The sequence below is a fragment of the Pseudomonas sp. GW821-FHT09E12 genome (assembly GCF_059416085.1).
Map to the genome: position 1 here is coordinate 344,362 of NZ_JBWKOM010000005.1, position 17,046 is coordinate 361,407.

General features: G+C 62.3%; 16 protein-coding genes and 1 pseudogene. 14 read left to right on the forward strand and 3 right to left on the reverse strand.

Annotated elements, in window-relative coordinates:
• Nucleotides 1-278: 278 nt before the first annotated feature.
• The 6 genes from ssuE (at nt 279) to AC07PQ_RS16735 (ending at nt 4,958) form a co-directional block, all read left to right on the forward strand.
• On the forward strand, nt 279-872 hold the full coding sequence (gene ssuE, locus AC07PQ_RS16710) for an NADPH-dependent FMN reductase (RefSeq protein WP_007928287.1): 594 nt from the start codon (nt 279-281) through the stop codon (nt 870-872).
• Nucleotides 873-961: 89 nt separating this feature from the next.
• Entirely contained in the window at nt 962-1,930 is a 969-nt protein-coding gene (locus tag AC07PQ_RS16715) for a sulfonate ABC transporter substrate-binding protein (RefSeq protein ID WP_053281333.1), read from the forward strand.
• A 25-nt stretch (nt 1,931-1,955) separates the two neighbouring features.
• A complete protein-coding gene (gene ssuD, locus AC07PQ_RS16720; protein WP_493185911.1) occupies nt 1,956-3,104 on the forward strand; it encodes an FMNH2-dependent alkanesulfonate monooxygenase in 1,149 nt (382 codons plus the stop codon).
• Nucleotides 3,105-3,113: 9 nt separating this feature from the next.
• A complete protein-coding gene (gene ssuC / locus AC07PQ_RS16725; RefSeq protein ID WP_007928299.1) occupies nt 3,114-3,902 on the forward strand; it encodes an aliphatic sulfonate ABC transporter permease SsuC in 789 nt (262 codons plus the stop codon).
• Nucleotides 3,899-4,705, forward strand: a complete 807-nt coding sequence (gene ssuB, locus AC07PQ_RS16730; protein ID WP_007928301.1) for an aliphatic sulfonates ABC transporter ATP-binding protein — start codon at nt 3,899-3,901, stop codon at nt 4,703-4,705. The genes ssuC and ssuB overlap by 4 nt, the downstream gene beginning before the upstream one ends.
• 37 nt (nt 4,706-4,742) lie before the next feature.
• Nucleotides 4,743-4,958, forward strand: coding sequence for a TOBE domain-containing protein (locus tag AC07PQ_RS16735; protein ID WP_007928303.1), 216 nt, complete (start codon nt 4,743-4,745; stop codon nt 4,956-4,958).
• A 65-nt stretch (nt 4,959-5,023) separates the two neighbouring features.
• On the opposite strand, the gene AC07PQ_RS16740 is transcribed toward AC07PQ_RS16735, so the two are convergent.
• Both AC07PQ_RS16740 and AC07PQ_RS16745 read right to left on the reverse strand, forming a co-directional pair.
• Complete coding sequence (locus AC07PQ_RS16740; protein ID WP_007928305.1) at nt 5,024-5,659, reverse strand: TetR/AcrR family transcriptional regulator; 636 nt, start codon at nt 5,657-5,659, stop codon at nt 5,024-5,026.
• Between the two features lie 210 nt (nt 5,660-5,869).
• Nucleotides 5,870-7,246, reverse strand: coding sequence for a glutamine synthetase family protein (locus tag AC07PQ_RS16745; protein WP_007928314.1), 1,377 nt, complete (start codon nt 7,244-7,246; stop codon nt 5,870-5,872).
• Nucleotides 7,247-7,514: 268 nt separating this feature from the next.
• On the opposite strand from AC07PQ_RS16745, the gene AC07PQ_RS16750 reads away from it, so the two are divergent.
• The 8 genes from AC07PQ_RS16750 to AC07PQ_RS16785 all read left to right on the forward strand — a co-directional run bounded on the left by AC07PQ_RS16750 (nt 7,515) and on the right by AC07PQ_RS16785 (nt 16,706).
• Nucleotides 7,515-8,312, forward strand: a complete 798-nt coding sequence (locus AC07PQ_RS16750) for a gamma-glutamyl-gamma-aminobutyrate hydrolase family protein (protein ID WP_274304961.1) — start codon at nt 7,515-7,517, stop codon at nt 8,310-8,312.
• A gap of 30 nt (nt 8,313-8,342) precedes the next feature.
• Complete coding sequence (locus AC07PQ_RS16755) at nt 8,343-9,701, forward strand: glutamine synthetase family protein (protein WP_007928318.1); 1,359 nt, start codon at nt 8,343-8,345, stop codon at nt 9,699-9,701.
• Nucleotides 9,702-9,758: 57 nt separating this feature from the next.
• Complete coding sequence (locus AC07PQ_RS16760; RefSeq protein ID WP_087092489.1) at nt 9,759-11,123, forward strand: aspartate aminotransferase family protein; 1,365 nt, start codon at nt 9,759-9,761, stop codon at nt 11,121-11,123.
• 186 nt (nt 11,124-11,309) lie between these two features.
• Complete coding sequence (locus AC07PQ_RS16765) at nt 11,310-12,404, forward strand: polyamine ABC transporter substrate-binding protein (protein ID WP_037035226.1); 1,095 nt, start codon at nt 11,310-11,312, stop codon at nt 12,402-12,404.
• Nucleotides 12,405-12,590: 186 nt separating this feature from the next.
• Complete coding sequence (locus tag AC07PQ_RS16770) at nt 12,591-13,685, forward strand: polyamine ABC transporter substrate-binding protein (RefSeq protein ID WP_009051375.1); 1,095 nt, start codon at nt 12,591-12,593, stop codon at nt 13,683-13,685.
• 74 nt (nt 13,686-13,759) lie between these two features.
• Nucleotides 13,760-14,902, forward strand: coding sequence for an ABC transporter ATP-binding protein (locus AC07PQ_RS16775; RefSeq protein WP_007928322.1), 1,143 nt, complete (start codon nt 13,760-13,762; stop codon nt 14,900-14,902).
• Nucleotides 14,903-14,937: 35 nt separating this feature from the next.
• Nucleotides 14,938-15,819, forward strand: a complete 882-nt coding sequence (locus AC07PQ_RS16780) for an ABC transporter permease subunit (protein WP_169916015.1) — start codon at nt 14,938-14,940, stop codon at nt 15,817-15,819.
• On the forward strand, nt 15,816-16,706 hold the full coding sequence (locus AC07PQ_RS16785) for an ABC transporter permease subunit (protein WP_023967929.1): 891 nt from the start codon (nt 15,816-15,818) through the stop codon (nt 16,704-16,706). The genes AC07PQ_RS16780 and AC07PQ_RS16785 overlap by 4 nt, the downstream gene beginning before the upstream one ends.
• Before the next feature lie 143 nt (nt 16,707-16,849).
• On the opposite strand, the pseudogene AC07PQ_RS16790 reads toward AC07PQ_RS16785, so the two are convergent.
• Nucleotides 16,850-17,035: pseudogene (locus tag AC07PQ_RS16790) on the reverse strand (hypothetical protein); the annotation flags it as partial.
• Nucleotides 17,036-17,046: the final 11 nt, after the last annotated feature.

The window sequence follows — 17,046 nt, forward strand, 5'->3', positions numbered from 1 at the left end:
ACTTGCCCGCGAAAAGCGCGATTCGGCGCGCTGGGTCAGGGATGACGCTATCGCGGGCAAGCCTCGCTCCTACGGGGCCGTATTCACAAAGCAGGGGTTTTAAGGCCGTTTCGACGGCCTATTTTTTTGCCTGGAAAATGGCTTTTCTTATATTCATTTAAGGAATAAATAAATGAAAAAATAAGATTTATGGATATATAAATAGACTGTTAAGGTCTGCTCAGCTCAGCGAGATCGCAAACCGCGAATCGCCCATTACCGCTAAAGGAAACCTCTGCATGCTGGTCGTCTCACTCGGTGGCAGTCCCAGCCAACGCTCCCGCTCCGGGGTGCTGCTGGAACACGCCAAACGCTGGTTGCAGCAACAAGGTGTGGAAGTGGTCGACTATCAGGTGCGGGATTTCCCGGCCGAGGACCTGCTCCATGCGCGCTTCGACAGCCCGATGGTGATCGACCTGTTGCAACAGATCGAACAGGCCGACGGCCTGCTGATCGCCACCCCGGTCTACAAGGCATCGTTTTCCGGTGCGCTGAAAACCGTGCTCGACCTGCTGCCGGAGCGCGCCCTGAACCACAAGGTGGTGCTGCCGATGGCCACGGGCGGCAGCATCGCCCACATGCTGGCGGTGGACTACGCACTCAAGCCGGTGCTGTCGGCCCTGAAGGCCCAGGAGATGCTCCAGGGCATCTTCGCCGAAGACAGCCAGATCGCCTACGGCGAAGGCAGCGCCCAGGCGCAGCTGGCGCCGGCGCTGGAGCAGCGTCTGCGCGAAGCCCTGGAACAGTTCCACAGCGCCATGGCGCGGCGTCCCAAGCCGCTGGACCCGAATCTGTTGAATGACCGTTTGTTGAGTGCTCGCTGGAGCATTTGAGTCCTACCCGAATCTGAAGTACTGGCCTTACTTAGCCGCCAACGGCCTAGCAGGTGCAGCCAAAACCCAACAGCAAAAAGGAGAGCGCCATGCGCCCTGTGATTTTGCGTCGTGGTCTGGTCGCTCTGTTTGCTGCGGCTGTGTCCTTCGGCGCCATCGTTCAAGCCCAAGCGGCCGAAACCCTGCGTATCGGCTATCAGAAATACGGCACCCTGGTGCTGCTCAAGGCCAAGGGCTCGCTGGAGAAGCGCCTGGCGGAGCAGGGCGTGCAGGTGCAATGGACTGAGTTCCCCGGTGGCCCGCAGCTGCTGGAAGGGCTGAACGTCGGCTCCATCGACTTCGGCGTCACCGGCGAGACCCCGCCCGTATTCGCCCAGGCCGCCGGTGCCGACCTGTTGTACGTGGCCTACGAGCCACCGGCGCCAACCAGCGAAGCGATCCTGGTCCCCAAGGATTCGCCGATCAAGTCGGTGGCGGAGCTCAAGGGCAAGAAGGTGGTCCTCAACAAGGGCTCCAACGTGCACTACCTGCTGGTCCGCGCCCTCGAAGACGCCGGCCTCAAGTACAGCGACATCCAGACCGTATTCCTGCCGCCCGCCGATGCCCGCGCCGCCTTCGAGCGTGGCAGCGTCGATGCCTGGGTGATCTGGGACCCCTATCAGGCGGCGGCCGAGCAGCAGCTGCAAGCCCGCACCCTGCGTGACGGCAGCGGCATCGTCGACAACCACCAGTTCTACCTGGCGACCAAACCCTACGCGCAGCAGCACCCCGAAGTGATCAAGACCCTGGTGGAAGAAGTGCGCGCGGTGGGCGAATGGTCCAAGGCCAACCCGGACGAGGTGACCCAGCAGGTGGCGCCACTGCTCGGCCTGCCGGCGGACATCACCCTGACCTCGGTGAAACGCCAGGGCTATGGCGCGCACTTCCTGACCCCGGACGTGGTGGCGGCCCAGCAGAAAATCGCCGACAGCTTCCACCAGCTCAAGCTGATTCCCAAACCCCTGAGCATCAAAGACGTGATCTGGACGCCTCCAGCCGCCGTTGCCAAAGCGCCGTAACTCGATCCTATTAGGAGACAACTCCATGAGCCTCAATATTTTCTGGTTCCTGCCTACCCACGGCGACGGCCATTACCTTGGCACCGCCGAAGGCGCTCGCGCCGTCGACCACGGCTATCTGCAGCAGATCGCCCAGGCGGCCGACCGCCTCGGTTTCGGCGGCGTGCTGATTCCCACCGGACGTTCCTGCGAGGACTCCTGGCTGGTGGCGGCCTCGCTGATCCCGGTGACCCAGCGCCTGAAGTTCCTGGTCGCCCTGCGTCCCGGGATCATTTCCCCGACGGTGGCGGCACGCCAGGCGGCAACCCTGGATCGCCTGTCTGGCGGCCGGGCGCTGTTCAACCTGGTGACCGGCGGCGATCCGGACGAACTGGCCGGCGACGGCCTGTTCCTCAGCCATGAAGAGCGCTACCAGGCTTCGGTGGAGTTCACCCGCATCTGGCGCCGGGTGCTGGAAGGCGAAACCGTCGATTACGACGGCCAGCACATCAGCGTGAAGGGCGCCAAGCTGCTCTATCCGCCGATCCAGCAACCGCGTCCACCGCTGTACTTCGGCGGCTCTTCGGAAGCTGCGCAGGACCTGGCCGCCGAGCAGGTGGACATGGTCCTGACCTGGGGCGAACCACCGGCCGCGGTGGCCGAGAAGATCGAGCAGGTCCGGGCCAAGGCCGCCAAGCAGGGGCGCAGCGTGCGCTTCGGCATTCGCCTGCATGTGATCGTGCGTGAAACCAACGCCGAGGCCTGGCAGGCGGCCGAGCGCCTGATCTCCCATCTGGACGACGACACCATCGCCCGCGCCCAGGCGTCACTGGCGCGTTTCGACTCGGTCGGCCAGCAACGCATGGCGGCCCTGCACGGCGGGCGTCGCGACAAGCTGGAAGTCAGCCCCAACCTCTGGGCCGGCGTCGGCCTGGTACGGGGCGGCGCGGGCACCGCGCTGGTCGGCGATGGCCCGACCGTGGCGGCGCGGATGCAGGAGTACGCGGACCTTGGTATCGATACCTTTATCTTCTCCGGTTACCCCCACCTGGAAGAGTCGTACCGGGTGGCCGAGCTGCTGTTCCCGCACCTGGATATCGAACGTCCCGAGCTGCCCAAGGGCGCCGGCTACATCAGCCCGTTCGGCGAAATGGTCGCCAACGACATCATCCCCAAAGCTGCGTCCCAGAGCTGAGGCGCGGCCATGAACAGACAAACCTTGTTCCATCGCCTGGCACCCTGGGCCCTGCCGCTGCTGTTACTGGCGGTGTGGCAGTTGTCGGTCTCGGCCGGCTGGCTGTCGACGCGAATCCTGCCGGCACCCAGCGCGGTGATCGAAGCCGGGGTCGGCCTGGTGCGCAGCGGCGAAATCTGGACCCACCTGGCTATCAGCGGCTGGCGCGCGGCGATCGGTTTCCTGATCGGCGGCGGCATCGGCCTGGCCTTGGGCTTTATCACCGGCCTGTCGAAGTGGGGCGAGCGCCTGCTGGACAGCTCGGTGCAGATGATCCGCAACGTGCCGCACCTGGCGCTGATTCCCCTGGTGATCCTGTGGTTCGGCATCGATGAGTCGGCGAAGATTTTCCTGGTGGCCCTGGGCACCCTGTTCCCGATCTACCTGAACACCTACCACGGCATCCGCAACGTCGATCCGGCGCTGGTGGAAATGGCGCGCAGCTATGGCCTGTCCGGCTTCGCCCTGTTCCGTCAGGTGATCCTGCCGGGCGCCTTGCCTTCGATCCTGGTAGGCGTGCGGTTTGCCCTGGGCTTTATGTGGCTGACGCTGATCGTCGCGGAAACCATCTCCGCCAGCTCCGGCATCGGTTATCTGGCGATGAACGCCCGGGAGTTCCTGCAGACCGACGTGGTGGTGCTGGCCATCGTCCTGTATGCCGTGCTCGGCAAACTGGCGGACCTCGCCGCGCGCGGCCTGGAGCGTGCCTGGCTGCGTTGGCATCCGGCCTATCAAGTGGCCAGGGGAGGTGCGCAATGACGGCTCAACAACCTCCACGCCTGCTGCGCGGTATTCCGCTGGCGGTGCGCAAGCTGCAAAAGACCTTCGGTTCGCGCCAGGTGCTGCGCGAGATCGACCTGCATATTCCGGCCGGGCAATTCGTCGCGGTGGTCGGCCGTAGCGGTTGCGGCAAGAGCACCTTGCTGCGCTTGCTGGCCGGCCTCGACAAACCCACCGGCGGTGAACTGCTGGCCGGTGCCGCGCCGCTGAGCCAGGCCATCGAGGACACCCGCCTGATGTTCCAGGAGGCGCGCCTGCTGCCCTGGAAGAAGGTCATCGACAACGTCGGCCTGGGCCTCAAGGGCGATTGGCGCCCCCAGGCCCTGGAAGCCCTGGAGGCGGTGGGCCTGGCCGATCGCGCCAACGAGTGGCCGGCCGCCTTGTCCGGTGGCCAGAAGCAGCGGGTGGCCCTGGCCCGGGCGCTGATTCACCAGCCACGCCTGTTGCTGCTGGACGAGCCTCTGGGCGCGCTGGATGCCCTGACCCGGATCGAGATGCAGCAACTGATCGAGCGCCTGTGGCAGCAGCATGGCTTCACTGTCCTGCTGGTGACCCACGATGTCAGCGAAGCGGTGGCGGTGGCCGACCGGGTGATCCTGATCGAAGAAGGCGAGGTCGGTCTCGACCTGCTGGTGGAGCTGCCGCGCCCACGGGTGCGTGGCTCCCATCGATTGGCGGCGCTGGAAGCCGAAGTACTCAACCGCGTGTTGTCGCTGCCCGGGTCGCCGCCCGAGCCGGAACCCGTTTCACCCTTGCCCACGCAATTGCGTTGGGCTCAGTAACAACCTCACACCTTCTACCACGACAGGAATCAACATCATGACTATCAAGGCCATCAACGTTCGCAACCAGTTCAAAGGCACCATCAAGGAAATCGTCGAAGGCGACGTGCTCTCGGAAATCGACGTGCAGACCGCCTCCGGCATCGTCACGTCGGTGATCACCACCCGTTCGGTCCGGGAGTTGGAACTGGCGATCGGCAGCGAAGTGATCGCGTTCGTGAAATCCACCGAGGTATCGATCGCCAAGTTGTGATCGGTGCGCGACAACCGGCCCCGGATGGCGTGAGCCCTTCGGGGCTTTTTTGTGGGCGCTGACGGCTACAGGGCAGGGCGCTTTGGCAGGTAAGGCGGCAGGTACAGCCCCAGGTAGGCATCGAACACCCGCATGCCTTCCTCGGCCATGCGCTCAGTGATCTGCCCATGCTGCTGGACCGAGCGCGCGTAGACGCGGTCGCCCAGCTCCATGGCCAGGGCGAACACATCGACGTCCGCGGGCAGTACCGGCAGCTGGAAGTGCTGGTCGAACAGCTTGTGCATCAGGTCGCCCAGTTCGATGTCGTGCTGGCGGTCGGCCTGGGTGACCTCGGTGAGGCCATGCTGGGCCAGGATCAACTGGCGGGCCGCGGCGTCGGCGCTGTAGATGGCGAGCATGCGCTGTTCGACCAGGCGCGACAGGTCGTGCCAGCTGCCGAGGGCGGTGTGGTCGATGGGCTCTTGCAGGCAGGCGCGGAACGCGGCGTGGACGTCGGCGGTCAGGGCTTCGAGCAGGGCGGGAACGCTGGCGAAGAAGTGGTAGACCGAGGAGGGTGGAATCTCCGCGCGCTCGGCCACGCTGTAGATCGACAGGCTGGCCACGCCCTCGGCGGCAAGCAGGGTGCGGGCGGCATCGAGTATCGAGTCGATCCGGGCCTGGCTGCGTGCGCGGGGTTTGCGGGGGGTGGCTACGCGTGTCATGGGAGTCTCCTGCGGGGCAGCGGGCATTGTACGAGGCGTGTCGGGTGTTGTCTGCCAGGACGCCTTCGCGGGCAAGCCTCGCTCCTACAAGGTGGAAATGGCATACGCTCCGATCCTGTAGGAGCGAGGCTTGCCCGCGATCCGCCGCAAGGCGGCCATAAAAAACGCCACGGGCCTTTGCGGCCGGTGGCGTTTTTTTGCTGCAGCCGCTTACACGGTGTGCAGGTACCAGTTGTACTCGAGGTCGGAGATTGAGTGCTCGAACTCCTCCAGCTCGCTTTCTTTACAGGCCACGAAGATATCGATGTATTTCGGATCGATGTACTTGGCCATGACTTCGCTGTCGTCCAGCTCGCGCAATGCATCGCGCAGGTTGTTCGGCAGGCTCTGCTCGTTCTGCTCGTAGGAGTTGCCTTCGGTTGGCGCGCCCGGTTCGACCTTGTTGACCAGACCGTGGTGCACGCCCGCCAGCACCGAAGCCATCAGCAGGTACGGGTTGGCATCGGCACCGGCGACACGGTGTTCGATGCGCACGGCATCGGAAGAACCGGTCGGTACGCGGATGGCCACGGTACGGTTGTCCAGGCCCCAGCTCGGCGAGTTCGGCACGTAGAACTGCGCGCCGAAACGGCGGTAGGAGTTGACGTTCGGGCAGAGGAAAGCCATCTGCGCCGGTAGGGTCTCGAGCACACCGCCGATCGCGTGACGCAGTGCGGCGTTCTGCTCGGGATCCTCGCTGGCAAAAATATTCTTGCCGTCCTTGTCCAGGACCGAAATGTGGACGTGCAGACCATTACCCGCCTGGCCTGGGTAAGGCTTGGCCATGAAGGTGGTGTCCATCTCATGGTCGTAGGCGATGTTCTTGATCAGACGCTTGAGCAGTACCGCATAGTCGCAAGCCTTGATCGGGTCGGCGACGTGGTGCAGGTTCACTTCGAACTGCGCCGGAGCACTTTCCTTGACGATGGCGTCGGCCGGGATGCCTTGTTCTTTCGCGCCTTCGAGAATGTCCTGCAGGCAGTCGACGTACTCGTCGAGGTCGTCGATCAGGTAGACCTGGGTCGAATGCGGGCGCTTGCCGGAGATTGGCGAGCGTGGCGGCTGTGGCCGGCCATTCACGTTCTCCTGGTCGATCAGGTAGAACTCCAGCTCGAAAGCCGCGCAGATGGTCAGGCCCAGCTCGTCGAACTTGGCAACGACTTGACGCAGCACTTCGCGCGGGTCGGCGAAGAAAGGGTCGCCTTCGAGTTCGTGCATGGTCATCAGCAGTTGCGCGGTGGGGCGCTTCTGCCAGGGTTCATTGCACAGGGTATCGGGGATTGGATAGCAGATTCGATCGGCGTCGCCGATGTCCAGGCCCAGGCCGGTGCTTTCCACCGTCGAGCCATTGATATCCAGAGCAAATAAAGAGGCCGGCAGGTTGATGCCTTTCTCGTAAACCTTGTGGAGGCTGGTGCGTTCGATGCGCTTGCCGCGCACCACACCATTCATATCCGCAATCAGAAGGTCAACGTACAGAACCTCAGGATGTTCCTTAAGGAACGCGTTCGCTTCGTTAAGCTGAACGGCACGCGGGGGTACCGACATGATGCAACACCTTTGTTGTTAAAAATATCAATCATTGATCTTTTCAGGTTTCAGTCAACCCGAACGGCATGCCGAAGTCAAGCGAGGCCTTTTTTGCCCTAAAAAAGCGCCTGCGGGGCATTTTTGGGGCGCTTTTCTGGCTTCGGAGGGCTTGGCCGCCGCAGCCTTGAGCGGGCCGTGTTGTATTTTTTACGGGGGTGTTGTGTAAAAAAATGAACAAGGCTAAGCTCGATTTAAACCCATAACAGCAATAATACCGGGGTGTTTCATGTCTCGCCTGCCGTTAATCGGCGTCACCGCCTGCTCCAGGCAGATCGGTCTGCATGCTTATCACATCAGTGGCGACAAGTACGTCCGCGCAGTGGCAGTAGCAGCCAAGGGCGTGCCCATGATCCTCCCGTCCCTGGCCGATATTCTGAGCCCGTCCGATATTCTGGACGGTCTGGATGGCCTCCTCTTTACCGGTTCACCCTCCAATATCGAACCTTTTCACTATAGCGGTCCAGCCAGCGCGCCGGGAACCGCGCACGACCCTGCCCGTGATGCCAGCACCCTGCCGCTGATCCGCGCCGCGGTGGCGGCCGGGGTTCCGGTACTGGGGATCTGCCGCGGTTTTCAGGAAATGAACGTGGCCTTCGGCGGCAGCCTGCATCAGCGGGTCCACGAAGCCGGTCCGTTCATGGACCACCGTGAGGACGATAGCCAGCCGGTGGAAGTGCAATACGCTCCGGCCCATGCGCTGCATGTGCAGCCGGGCGGGGTGCTGGCCGGCCTCGGCCTGCCGGCGCAGATTGAAGTCAATTCGATTCATGGCCAAGGCGTTGAACGTCTGGCGCCGGGCCTGAAGATAGAGGCCCTGGCACCCGATGGGTTGATCGAAGCCTTCTCCGTCGAGGGGGCGCCGATCGAGGGAGGCAAGGCTTTTGCTTTGGGGGTGCAATGGCACCCCGAATGGCAGGTAAGCTCTAACCCTCACTACCTCGCCATCTTCCAGGCATTTGGCGATGCCTGTCGCAAGCGGGTCATTCAACGCGACGCCAATGCGTCACAAAAACCTGGCTTATAAGAGCCAGGAAACTCACGCCTAGAGGCATTTATGAGTAACAACCTCGACCAGCTCACCGATTGGTTGAAAGACCACAAGATCACAGAAGTCGAATGCATGATTGGCGACCTGACCGGGATTACCCGGGGCAAGATCTCGCCGACCAACAAGTTCATCGCCGAAAAAGGCATGCGCCTGCCCGAGAGCGTGCTGTTGCAGACGGTGACCGGCGACTATGTCGAAGACGACATCTATTACGAACTGCTGGACCCGGCCGACATCGACATGGTCTGCCGTCCGGACCAGAACGCGGTATTCCTCGTGCCCTGGGCCATCGAGCCGACCGCCCAGGTGATCCACGACACCTACGACAAGCAGGGCAACCCGATCGAGCTGTCGCCGCGCAACGTGCTCAAGAAGGTCCTGAAACTCTACGCCGACCACGGCTGGCAGCCGATCGTGGCGCCGGAGATGGAGTTCTACCTGACCAAGCGCAGCGACGACCCGGACTACCCGTTGCAGCCACCGGTTGGCCGCTCCGGGCGCCCGGAAACCGGTCGCCAGTCGTTCTCCATTGAAGCGGCCAACGAATTCGACCCGCTGTTCGAGGACGTCTACGACTGGTGCGAACTGCAGGAGCTGGACCTCGACACGCTGATCCACGAAGACGGCACGGCGCAGATGGAGATCAACTTCCGTCACGGCGACGCCCTGTCCCTGGCCGACCAGATCCTGGTGTTCAAGCGCACCATGCGCGAAGCCGCGCTCAAGCACGAGGTGGCCGCCACCTTCATGGCCAAGCCGATGACCGGCGAGCCGGGCAGTGCCATGCACCTGCACCAGAGCATCATCGACATCGAGACCGGCAAGAACGTCTTCTCCAATGAAGACGGGACCATGAGCCAGCTGTTCCTCAACCACATCGGCGGCCTGCAGAAGTTCATCCCCGAGCTGCTGCCGCTGTTCGCGCCCAACGTCAACTCGTTCCGCCGCTTCCTGCCGGACACCTCGGCACCGGTGAACGTGGAGTGGGGCGAAGAGAACCGCACCGTGGGCCTGCGCGTGCCGGATGCCGGGCCGCAGAACCGCCGGGTGGAAAACCGCCTGCCGGGCGCCGACGCCAACCCTTACCTGGCCATCGCCGCCAGCCTGCTGTGCGGGTTCATCGGCATGGTCGAAGGCCACAACCCGAGCGCGCCGGTGGTCGGCCGCGGTTACGAGCGCCGCAACCTGCGCCTGCCGTTGACCATCGAGGACGCCCTGGAACGCATGGAAAACAGCAAGACCATCGAGAAGTACCTGGGCAAGAAATTCATCACTGGCTACGTCGCGGTCAAGCGAGCCGAGCATGAAAACTTCAAGCGCGTCATCAGTTCGTGGGAGCGGGAGTTCCTGCTCTTCGCCGTCTGATGCGCGGGGCGCCGTCGTCACCGGCGGCGCCCTCACCGGAAAATCAGGAGAGTTCCAATGACCAGCAACAACCCGCAAACCCGTGAGTGGCAAACCCTCAGCAGCGAGCACCACCTGGCCCCGTTCAGCGACTTCAAGCAATTGAAGGAGAAGGGCCCGCGGATCATCACCAACGCCGAGGGCGTTTATCTCTGGGACAGCGAGGGCAACAAGATCCTCGACGGCATGGCCGGGCTGTGGTGCGTGGCCATTGGTTATGGCCGCGAAGAACTGGCCGACGCCGCCAGCAAGCAGATGCGCGAGCTGCCGTACTACAACCTGTTCTTCCAGACCGCCCACCCGCCGGCGCTGGAACTGGCCAAGGCCATCTCCGATGTGGCCCCCAAGGGCATGAACCATGTGTTTTTCACCGGCTCGGGCTCCGAAGGCAACGACACCATGCTGCGCATGGTTCGCCACTACTGGGCGATCAAGGGCCAGCCGAAGAAGAAAACCATCATCAGCCGCGTCAACGGCTATCACGGCTCCACCGTGGCCGGCGCGAGCCTGGGCGGCATGACCTATATGCACGAACAGGGCGACTTGCCGATCCCGGGCATCGTGCATATCCCGCAGCCTTACTGGTTCGGCGAAGGCGGCGACATGACCCCGGACGAGTTCGGGATCTGGGCGGCCAACCAGCTGGAAGAGAAGATTCTCGAAGTCGGCGTCGATAACGTCGGTGCCTTCATCGCCGAGCCGATCCAGGGCGCGGGCGGCGTGATCGTGCCGCCAGAAAGCTACTGGCCGCGGATCAAGGAAATCCTCGCCAAGTACGACATCCTGTTCGTCGCCGACGAGGTGATCTGTGGGTTCGGGCGGACCGGTGAGTGGTTCGGTAGCGATTTCTACGACCTCAAGCCGGACATGATGACCATCGCCAAGGGCCTGACCTCCGGCTACATCCCCATGGGTGGCCTGATCGTGCGCGACGAAGTGGTGGCGGTGCTCAACGAGGGCGGCGATTTCAACCACGGTTTCACCTATTCCGGGCACCCGGTGGCCGCCGCCGTGGCCCTGGAAAACATCCGCATCATGCGCGACGAAAAAATTATCGAGCGCGTCAAGGCAGAAACGGCACCGTATTTGCAGAAACGCCTGCGGGAACTGAACGATCACCCGCTGGTGGGTGAGGTTCGCGGAGTCGGCCTGTTGGGCGCCATCGAGCTGGTTCAGGACAAGGCCACCCGTGCGCGGTATGTCGGAAGAGGCGTCGGCATGATCTGTCGGCAGTTCTGCTTCGACAATGGCCTGATCATGCGCGCCGTGGGCGACACCATGATCATCGCTCCGCCCCTGGTGATCACCAAGGAGGAGATCGATGAGCTGGTGAGCAAGGCCCGCAAGTGCCTGGACCTGACCTTGAGTGCGTTACAGGGCTAAGTGCTAGGCTCTGAGCGGAGTATCCCGCGGTACTTCGCTCGGGGCGGCCATAAAGGATGGGGTCTTCTGTTGAAAGCCCGCCTTGGAACTTGCCAGACTACCGCCTGTTTTTAGTTGCCTGGCAACCGGTCGCTGAACACAAGGTTAAAAAGAATAATTGGAGCATGACGCATGAAGGCAATAGGTATGAAGAAAGCTGGCAAGACCCTCCTCGCCATGTCCCTGATGGGCGCGATGGCGGCAGTGGCCCAGGCAGACGACAAAGTGCTGCACGTTTACAACTGGTCCGACTACATCGCACCTGACACCATCGCGAACTTCGAAAAAGAGTCCGGGATCAAGGTGGTCTACGACGTTTTCGATAGCAACGAGACCCTGGAAGCGAAACTGCTGGCAGGCAAGTCCGGTTACGACGTGGTCGTGCCGTCGAACAACTTCCTGGCCAAGCAGATCAAGGCCGGCGTTTATCAGGAGCTGGACGTCTCCAAGTTGCCCAACTGGAAAAACCTGAACCAGGATCTGCTCAAGGCGGTTTCGGTCAGTGACCCGGGCAACAAGCACGCTTTCCCATACATGTGGGGTTCCATCGGCATCGGCTACAACCCGGAGAAGGTCAAGGCTGCGCTGGGCGTCGACAAGATCGATTCCTGGGACACCCTGCTCAAGCCCGAGAACATCGCCAAACTCAAGGGCTGCGGCGTGAGCTTCCTCGACTCGCCAACCGAAATGATCCCGGTCGCGCTGCATTACCTGGGCCTGCCGACCGACAGCCAGAAGAAAGACGACATCAAGAAAGCCGAAGAGCTGTTCCTCAAGATCCGTCCTTCGATCACCTACTTCCACTCCTCCAAGTACATCTCGGACCTGGCCAACGGCAACATCTGCGTAGCGGTCGGCTACTCGGGTGACGTGCAGCAGGCCAAGTCCCGTGCCGCCGAAGCCGGCGACAAGGTGAAAGTCAGCTACGCCATTCCGAAAGAAGGCGCCGGCAGCTTCTTCGACATGGTCGCCATTCCGAAGGATGCTGAAAACGTCGCGGGCGCCTACAAGTTCATGAGCTACCTGCAGAAGCCTGAAGTCATGGCCAGCATCACCAACGCCGTGCGTTTCCCGAACGGTAACGCCGCCGCAACGGCACTGGTAGAAAAAGACATCACCAGCGATCCGGGCATCTACCCACCAGCAGACGTGCAGGCCAAGCTGTATGCGATCGCCGATCTGCCGGCCGCCACCCAGCGTGAGTTGACCCGCAGCTGGACCAAGATCAAATCTGGCAAATAAGCCGGTTTGAGGCAGCAACCGCTGGCTGTCGTCCCCGCGAGGGCGGTCAGCGGTGCAATTAAATGACAGAAAGTTTTGCTGGATCGGTTTATCGAAGGTAAGTTGCGCGCCGGTTTTGTTGCTGGGCAGCTCTTGGCTGTCATGTAGTGCGGGCAACTCAGGCCCAATTGTTGAGAGGACCTCCACTTGCCTATTTCTTTATTTCGCAAAGCCATGCTGGTGGGCGCCGGGCTGACGCTGGCCGTCAGCGCTTATGCCGCGCCGACCGTGCATATTTATAACTGGTCTGACTATATCGGTCAGAGCACATTGGCGGACTTCGAAAAGGCCACCGGCATCAAGCCGCTGTACGACGTGTTCGATTCCAACGAAACCCTGGAAGGCAAGTTGCTCGCCGGTCGTACCGGTTATGACGTGGTCGTGCCGTCCAACCACTTCCTGGGCAAGCAGATCAAGGCCGGGGCGTTCCAGAAGCTCGACAAGGCGCAGCTGCCCAACTATTCCAATCTCGATCCGGTGCTGCTCAAGCGCCTGGAGAAGAACGACCCGGGCAACCAGTACGCCGTGCCTTACCTGTGGGGCACCAACGGCATCGGCTACAACGTCGAGAAGGTCAAGGCCGCGCTGGGCGTGGACAAGATCGACTCCTGGGCCATGCTGTTCGAGCCGGAAAACATCAAGAAGCTGTCGAGCTGCGGCGTGGCCTTCCTCGACTCCGCCGATGAAATGCTCCCGGCGGTGCTCAACTACATGGGCCTGGACCCCAACAGCCAGAACCCCGACGACTACAAGAAGGCCGAAGCCAAGTTGCTGGCGGTGCGGCCTTACGTGACCTACTTCAACTCCTCGAAATACATCTCCGACCTGGCCAATGGCGAAATCTGCGTGGCCGCGGGCTTCTCCGGCGATGTGTTCCAGGCCAAGGCGCGCGCCGCCGAAGCCGGCAAGGGCATCGAAATCGCCTATGTGATTCCCAAGGAAGGCGGCAACCTCTGGTTCGACATGCTGGCCATTCCCAAGGACGCCGGTAACGTCAAGCAGGCCCATGCCTTCATCAATTACCTGCTCAAGCCTGAGGTGATCGCCCAGGTCAGCGATTCCGTCGGTTATGCCAACCCGAACCCCAAGGCGGGCGAGCTGATGGACCAGTCGGTCCGCAAGGACGAAGCCGTTTACCCGGCGCAGGAGATTGTCGACAAGCTGTACGTCAACTCAGAGTTGCCACCCAAGATCCAACGACTCATGACCCGCAGCTGGACCAAGGTCAAGTCGGGCAAATAGCGTCAACCGCTCAAACTATCCTGGGTTCGCCCGCCTTGGGCGAACTGCACTCTTTTTTTCTGGGAGTTTCGTAAATGGCAGTTGCCTCCGGCGCCTACAAGAAAGCCCTCGAGGGCGACCAGACACCGAAGCAGGTGTTGGTCAAAATCGACCGGGTCACGAAGAAGTTCGACGAGACGATTGCCGTGGACGATGTGTCCCTGGAAATCAAGAAAGGCGAGATCTTCGCCCTGCTCGGCGGTTCTGGCTCGGGTAAGTCCACCCTGCTGCGGATGCTAGCGGGGTTCGAACGGCCCACGGAGGGGCGCATCTACCTGGACGGTGTGGACATCACCGACATGCCGCCCTACGAGCGGCCGATCAACATGATGTTCCAGTCCTATGCCTTGTTCCCGCACATGACCGTGGCGCAGAACATCGCTTTCGGCCTGCAGCAGGACAAGATTCCCAAGGCCGAGATCGATGCCCGCGTGGCCGAGATGCTCAAGCTGGTGCAGATGAGCCAGTACGCCAAGCGCAAGCCGCACCAGCTCTCCGGCGGCCAGCGCCAGCGCGTGGCCCTGGCCCGCTCCCTGGCCAAGCGGCCGAAGCTGCTGCTGCTTGATGAACCCATGGGCGCCCTGGATAAAAAGCTGCGCTCGCAGATGCAACTGGAACTGGTGGAGATCATCGAGCGGGTCGGCGTGACCTGCGTGATGGTGACCCACGACCAGGAAGAAGCCATGACCATGGCCGAGCGCATCGCGATCATGCACCTGGGCTGGATCGCCCAGATCGGCAGCCCGATCGACATCTACGAAACCCCGACCAGCCGCCTGGTCTGCGAGTTCATCGGCAACGTCAACATCTTCGAGGGCGAAGTGATCGACGACGCCGAAGGCCACGCGACCATCACCTGCAAGGACCTGGACCGCAACATCTACGTGGGCCACGGCATCAGCACCTCGGTGCAGGACAAGTCGGTGACCTACGCCATCCGCCCGGAAAAACTCCTGGTGACCCCGGACATGCCGACCTGCGAATACAACTGGTCGAGCGGCAAGGTGCACGACATCGCCTACCTGGGCGGCCACTCGGTGTTCTACGTCGAGCTGCCGAGCGGCAAGCTGGTGCAGTCGTTCGTAGCCAACGCCGAGCGTCGCGGCGCGCGTCCGACCTGGGGCGACCAGGTGTACGTCTGGTGGGAAGACGACAGCGGCGTGGTACTGCGCTCATGAACATGCGAAAGCTCAAGCGCCGCCTCAATCGAATAATTCCCGGTGGCCGTCAGATGGTCATCGGGGTTCCGTTCCTCTGGCTGTTCCTGTTCTTCATGCTGCCGTTCTTCATCGTCCTGAAGATCAGCTTCGCCGAAGCGGACGTAGCCATTCCGCCGTACACCGAGATCTACAGCTTCATCGACCAGAAGCTGCAGGTGCTGCTCAACCTGGGCAACTACGCGATGCTCGGCGATGACGAGCTGTATATCGCCGCCTACCTCGGCTCGTTGAAGATGGCGTTCTTCAGCACCCTGCTGTGCCTGTTGATCGGCTACCCGATGGCCTATGCCATCGCCAGCGCCCGCAAAGAGCTGCAGACCGTGCTGGTGCTGCTGATCATGATGCCGACCTGGACCGCGATCCTGATCCGCGTCTATGCCTGGATGGGCATCCTCAGCAACAACGGCCTGCTCAACGGCTTCCTGATGAGCATGGGCTTGATCGACGAGCCGCTGCAGATCCTCAACACCAACCTGGCGGTGTATATCGGCGTGGTCTATTCGTACCTGCCGTTCATGATCCTGCCGCTCTACGCCAACCTGGTGAAGCATGATACCAGCCTGCTGGAAGCTGCTTCGGACCTGGGTTCGAGCACTTTCAACAGCTTCTGGAAAATCACCGTGCCGCTGTCGAAGAACGGCATCATCGCCGGCTGCATGCTGGTGTTCATCCCGGTGGTGGGCGAGTTCGTGATCCCGGAACTGCTCGGCGGTCCGGAAACCCTGATGATCGGTAAAGTGCTCTGGCAAGAGTTCTTCAACAACCGTGACTGGCCGGTGGCATCGGCCCTGGCAGTGGTGATGCTGGCGATCCTGATTGTGCCGATCATCCTCTTCAACCGCAGTCAGGCCAAAGAAATGGAGGGCAAGGAATGAAGCGCTTCAGTTTCTCGAACCTGATGCTGGTGGTGGGTCTGCTGTTCATCTACCTGCCGATGCTGATCCTGGTGATCTACTCGTTCAACGCCTCCAAGCTGGTGACGGTCTGGGGCGGCTGGTCGGTGAAGTGGTACGTCGGGCTGCTGGACAACTCGCAACTGATGGGCTCGGTGGTGCGCTCCCTGGAAATCGCCTGCTACACCGCGATCGCCGCGGTGGCCCTGGGTACCCTGGCGGCCTTCGTGCTGACCCGTATCACCCACTTCAAGGGCCGCACCCTGTTCGGCGGCCTGGTCACCGCGCCGCTGGTGATGCCGGAAGTGATTACCGGCCTGTCGCTGTTGCTGCTGTTCGTGGCCATGGCGCAGATGATCGGCTGGCCGCAGGAACGCGGCATCGTCACCATCTGGATCGCCCACACCACGTTCTGCGCGGCCTATGTGGCGGTGGTGGTGTCGGCGCGTCTGCGCGAGCTGGACCTGTCCATCGAAGAGGCGGCCATGGACCTCGGCGCGCGGCCGTGGAAGGTGTTCTTCCTGATCACCATCCCGATGATCGCGCCGTCGCTGGCGGCGGGCGGCATGATGTCCTTCGCCCTGTCCCTGGACGACCTGGTGCTGGCGAGCTTCGTCTCCGGCCCGGGCTCCACCACCTTGCCGATGGAAGTGTTCTCGGCGGTGCGCCTGGGGGTGAAACCGGAGATCAACGCCGTGGCCAGCCTGATCCTGCTGGCGGTGTCGCTGGTGACCTTCCTGGTCTGGTACTTCAGTCGCCAGGCCGAAGAGCGGCGCAAGCGCGCCATCCAGCAAGCCATCGAAGAGGCCGCGGCCGATTCCTGGAAGCAGCCGGACGTGCGCCGCGCACAGGCCCCGGAAGCGGCCTGATACGCGACAGCCGCAAGGCGTTGACCGCGACAAGACATCGCCCCTGTTCAGGGGCGATGTCGTTTTCGGGGGTGGCCGCTGCCGCAGGCTGCGATCGACCGGAACGGTCGCAGCGGTCTCAAGGTCGCCGAGGTCCTTCGGACCTATCGCAGCCTGCGGCAGCGGCTACAGCAGAAAACGCCTCGGCTCTTCAGCGAGTCGTATGCCGCCAGGGCGTGCAGTGAATAGACATAGGCCGTTCCGGCATTCAGTGAGATGGCGGTGGCCAGGGTGGCGGCAATCTCTTCACGGGTGGCCCCGGCCTTGAGTGCCGCGTCGACTGGATCGCCAGCCAAGCTGG

Bases quoted from the DNA above. Each gene is read 5' to 3' on its own strand.
- AC07PQ_RS16765 (WP_037035226.1), top strand. From the start codon at position 11,310: ATGAAGAAAGCTGGCAAGACCCTCCTCGCCATGTCCCTGATGGGCGCG.
- AC07PQ_RS16745 (WP_007928314.1), bottom strand. From the start codon at position 7,246: ATGTCGGTACCCCCGCGTGCCGTTCAGCTTAACGAAGCGAACGCGTTC.
- AC07PQ_RS16750 (WP_274304961.1), top strand. From the start codon at position 7,515: ATGTCTCGCCTGCCGTTAATCGGCGTCACCGCCTGCTCCAGGCAGATC.
- ssuE (WP_007928287.1), top strand. From the start codon at position 279: ATGCTGGTCGTCTCACTCGGTGGCAGTCCCAGCCAACGCTCCCGCTCC.
- ssuD (WP_493185911.1), top strand. From the start codon at position 1,956: ATGAGCCTCAATATTTTCTGGTTCCTGCCTACCCACGGCGACGGCCAT.
- AC07PQ_RS16755 (WP_007928318.1), top strand. From the start codon at position 8,343: ATGAGTAACAACCTCGACCAGCTCACCGATTGGTTGAAAGACCACAAG.
- AC07PQ_RS16735 (WP_007928303.1), top strand. From the start codon at position 4,743: ATGACTATCAAGGCCATCAACGTTCGCAACCAGTTCAAAGGCACCATC.
- AC07PQ_RS16775 (WP_007928322.1), top strand. From the start codon at position 13,760: ATGGCAGTTGCCTCCGGCGCCTACAAGAAAGCCCTCGAGGGCGACCAG.
- AC07PQ_RS16785 (WP_023967929.1), top strand. From the start codon at position 15,816: ATGAAGCGCTTCAGTTTCTCGAACCTGATGCTGGTGGTGGGTCTGCTG.
- ssuB (WP_007928301.1), top strand. From the start codon at position 3,899: ATGACGGCTCAACAACCTCCACGCCTGCTGCGCGGTATTCCGCTGGCG.
- ssuC (WP_007928299.1), top strand. From the start codon at position 3,114: ATGAACAGACAAACCTTGTTCCATCGCCTGGCACCCTGGGCCCTGCCG.
- AC07PQ_RS16760 (WP_087092489.1), top strand. From the start codon at position 9,759: ATGACCAGCAACAACCCGCAAACCCGTGAGTGGCAAACCCTCAGCAGC.
- AC07PQ_RS16740 (WP_007928305.1), bottom strand. From the start codon at position 5,659: ATGACACGCGTAGCCACCCCCCGCAAACCCCGCGCACGCAGCCAGGCC.
- AC07PQ_RS16715 (WP_053281333.1), top strand. From the start codon at position 962: ATGCGCCCTGTGATTTTGCGTCGTGGTCTGGTCGCTCTGTTTGCTGCG.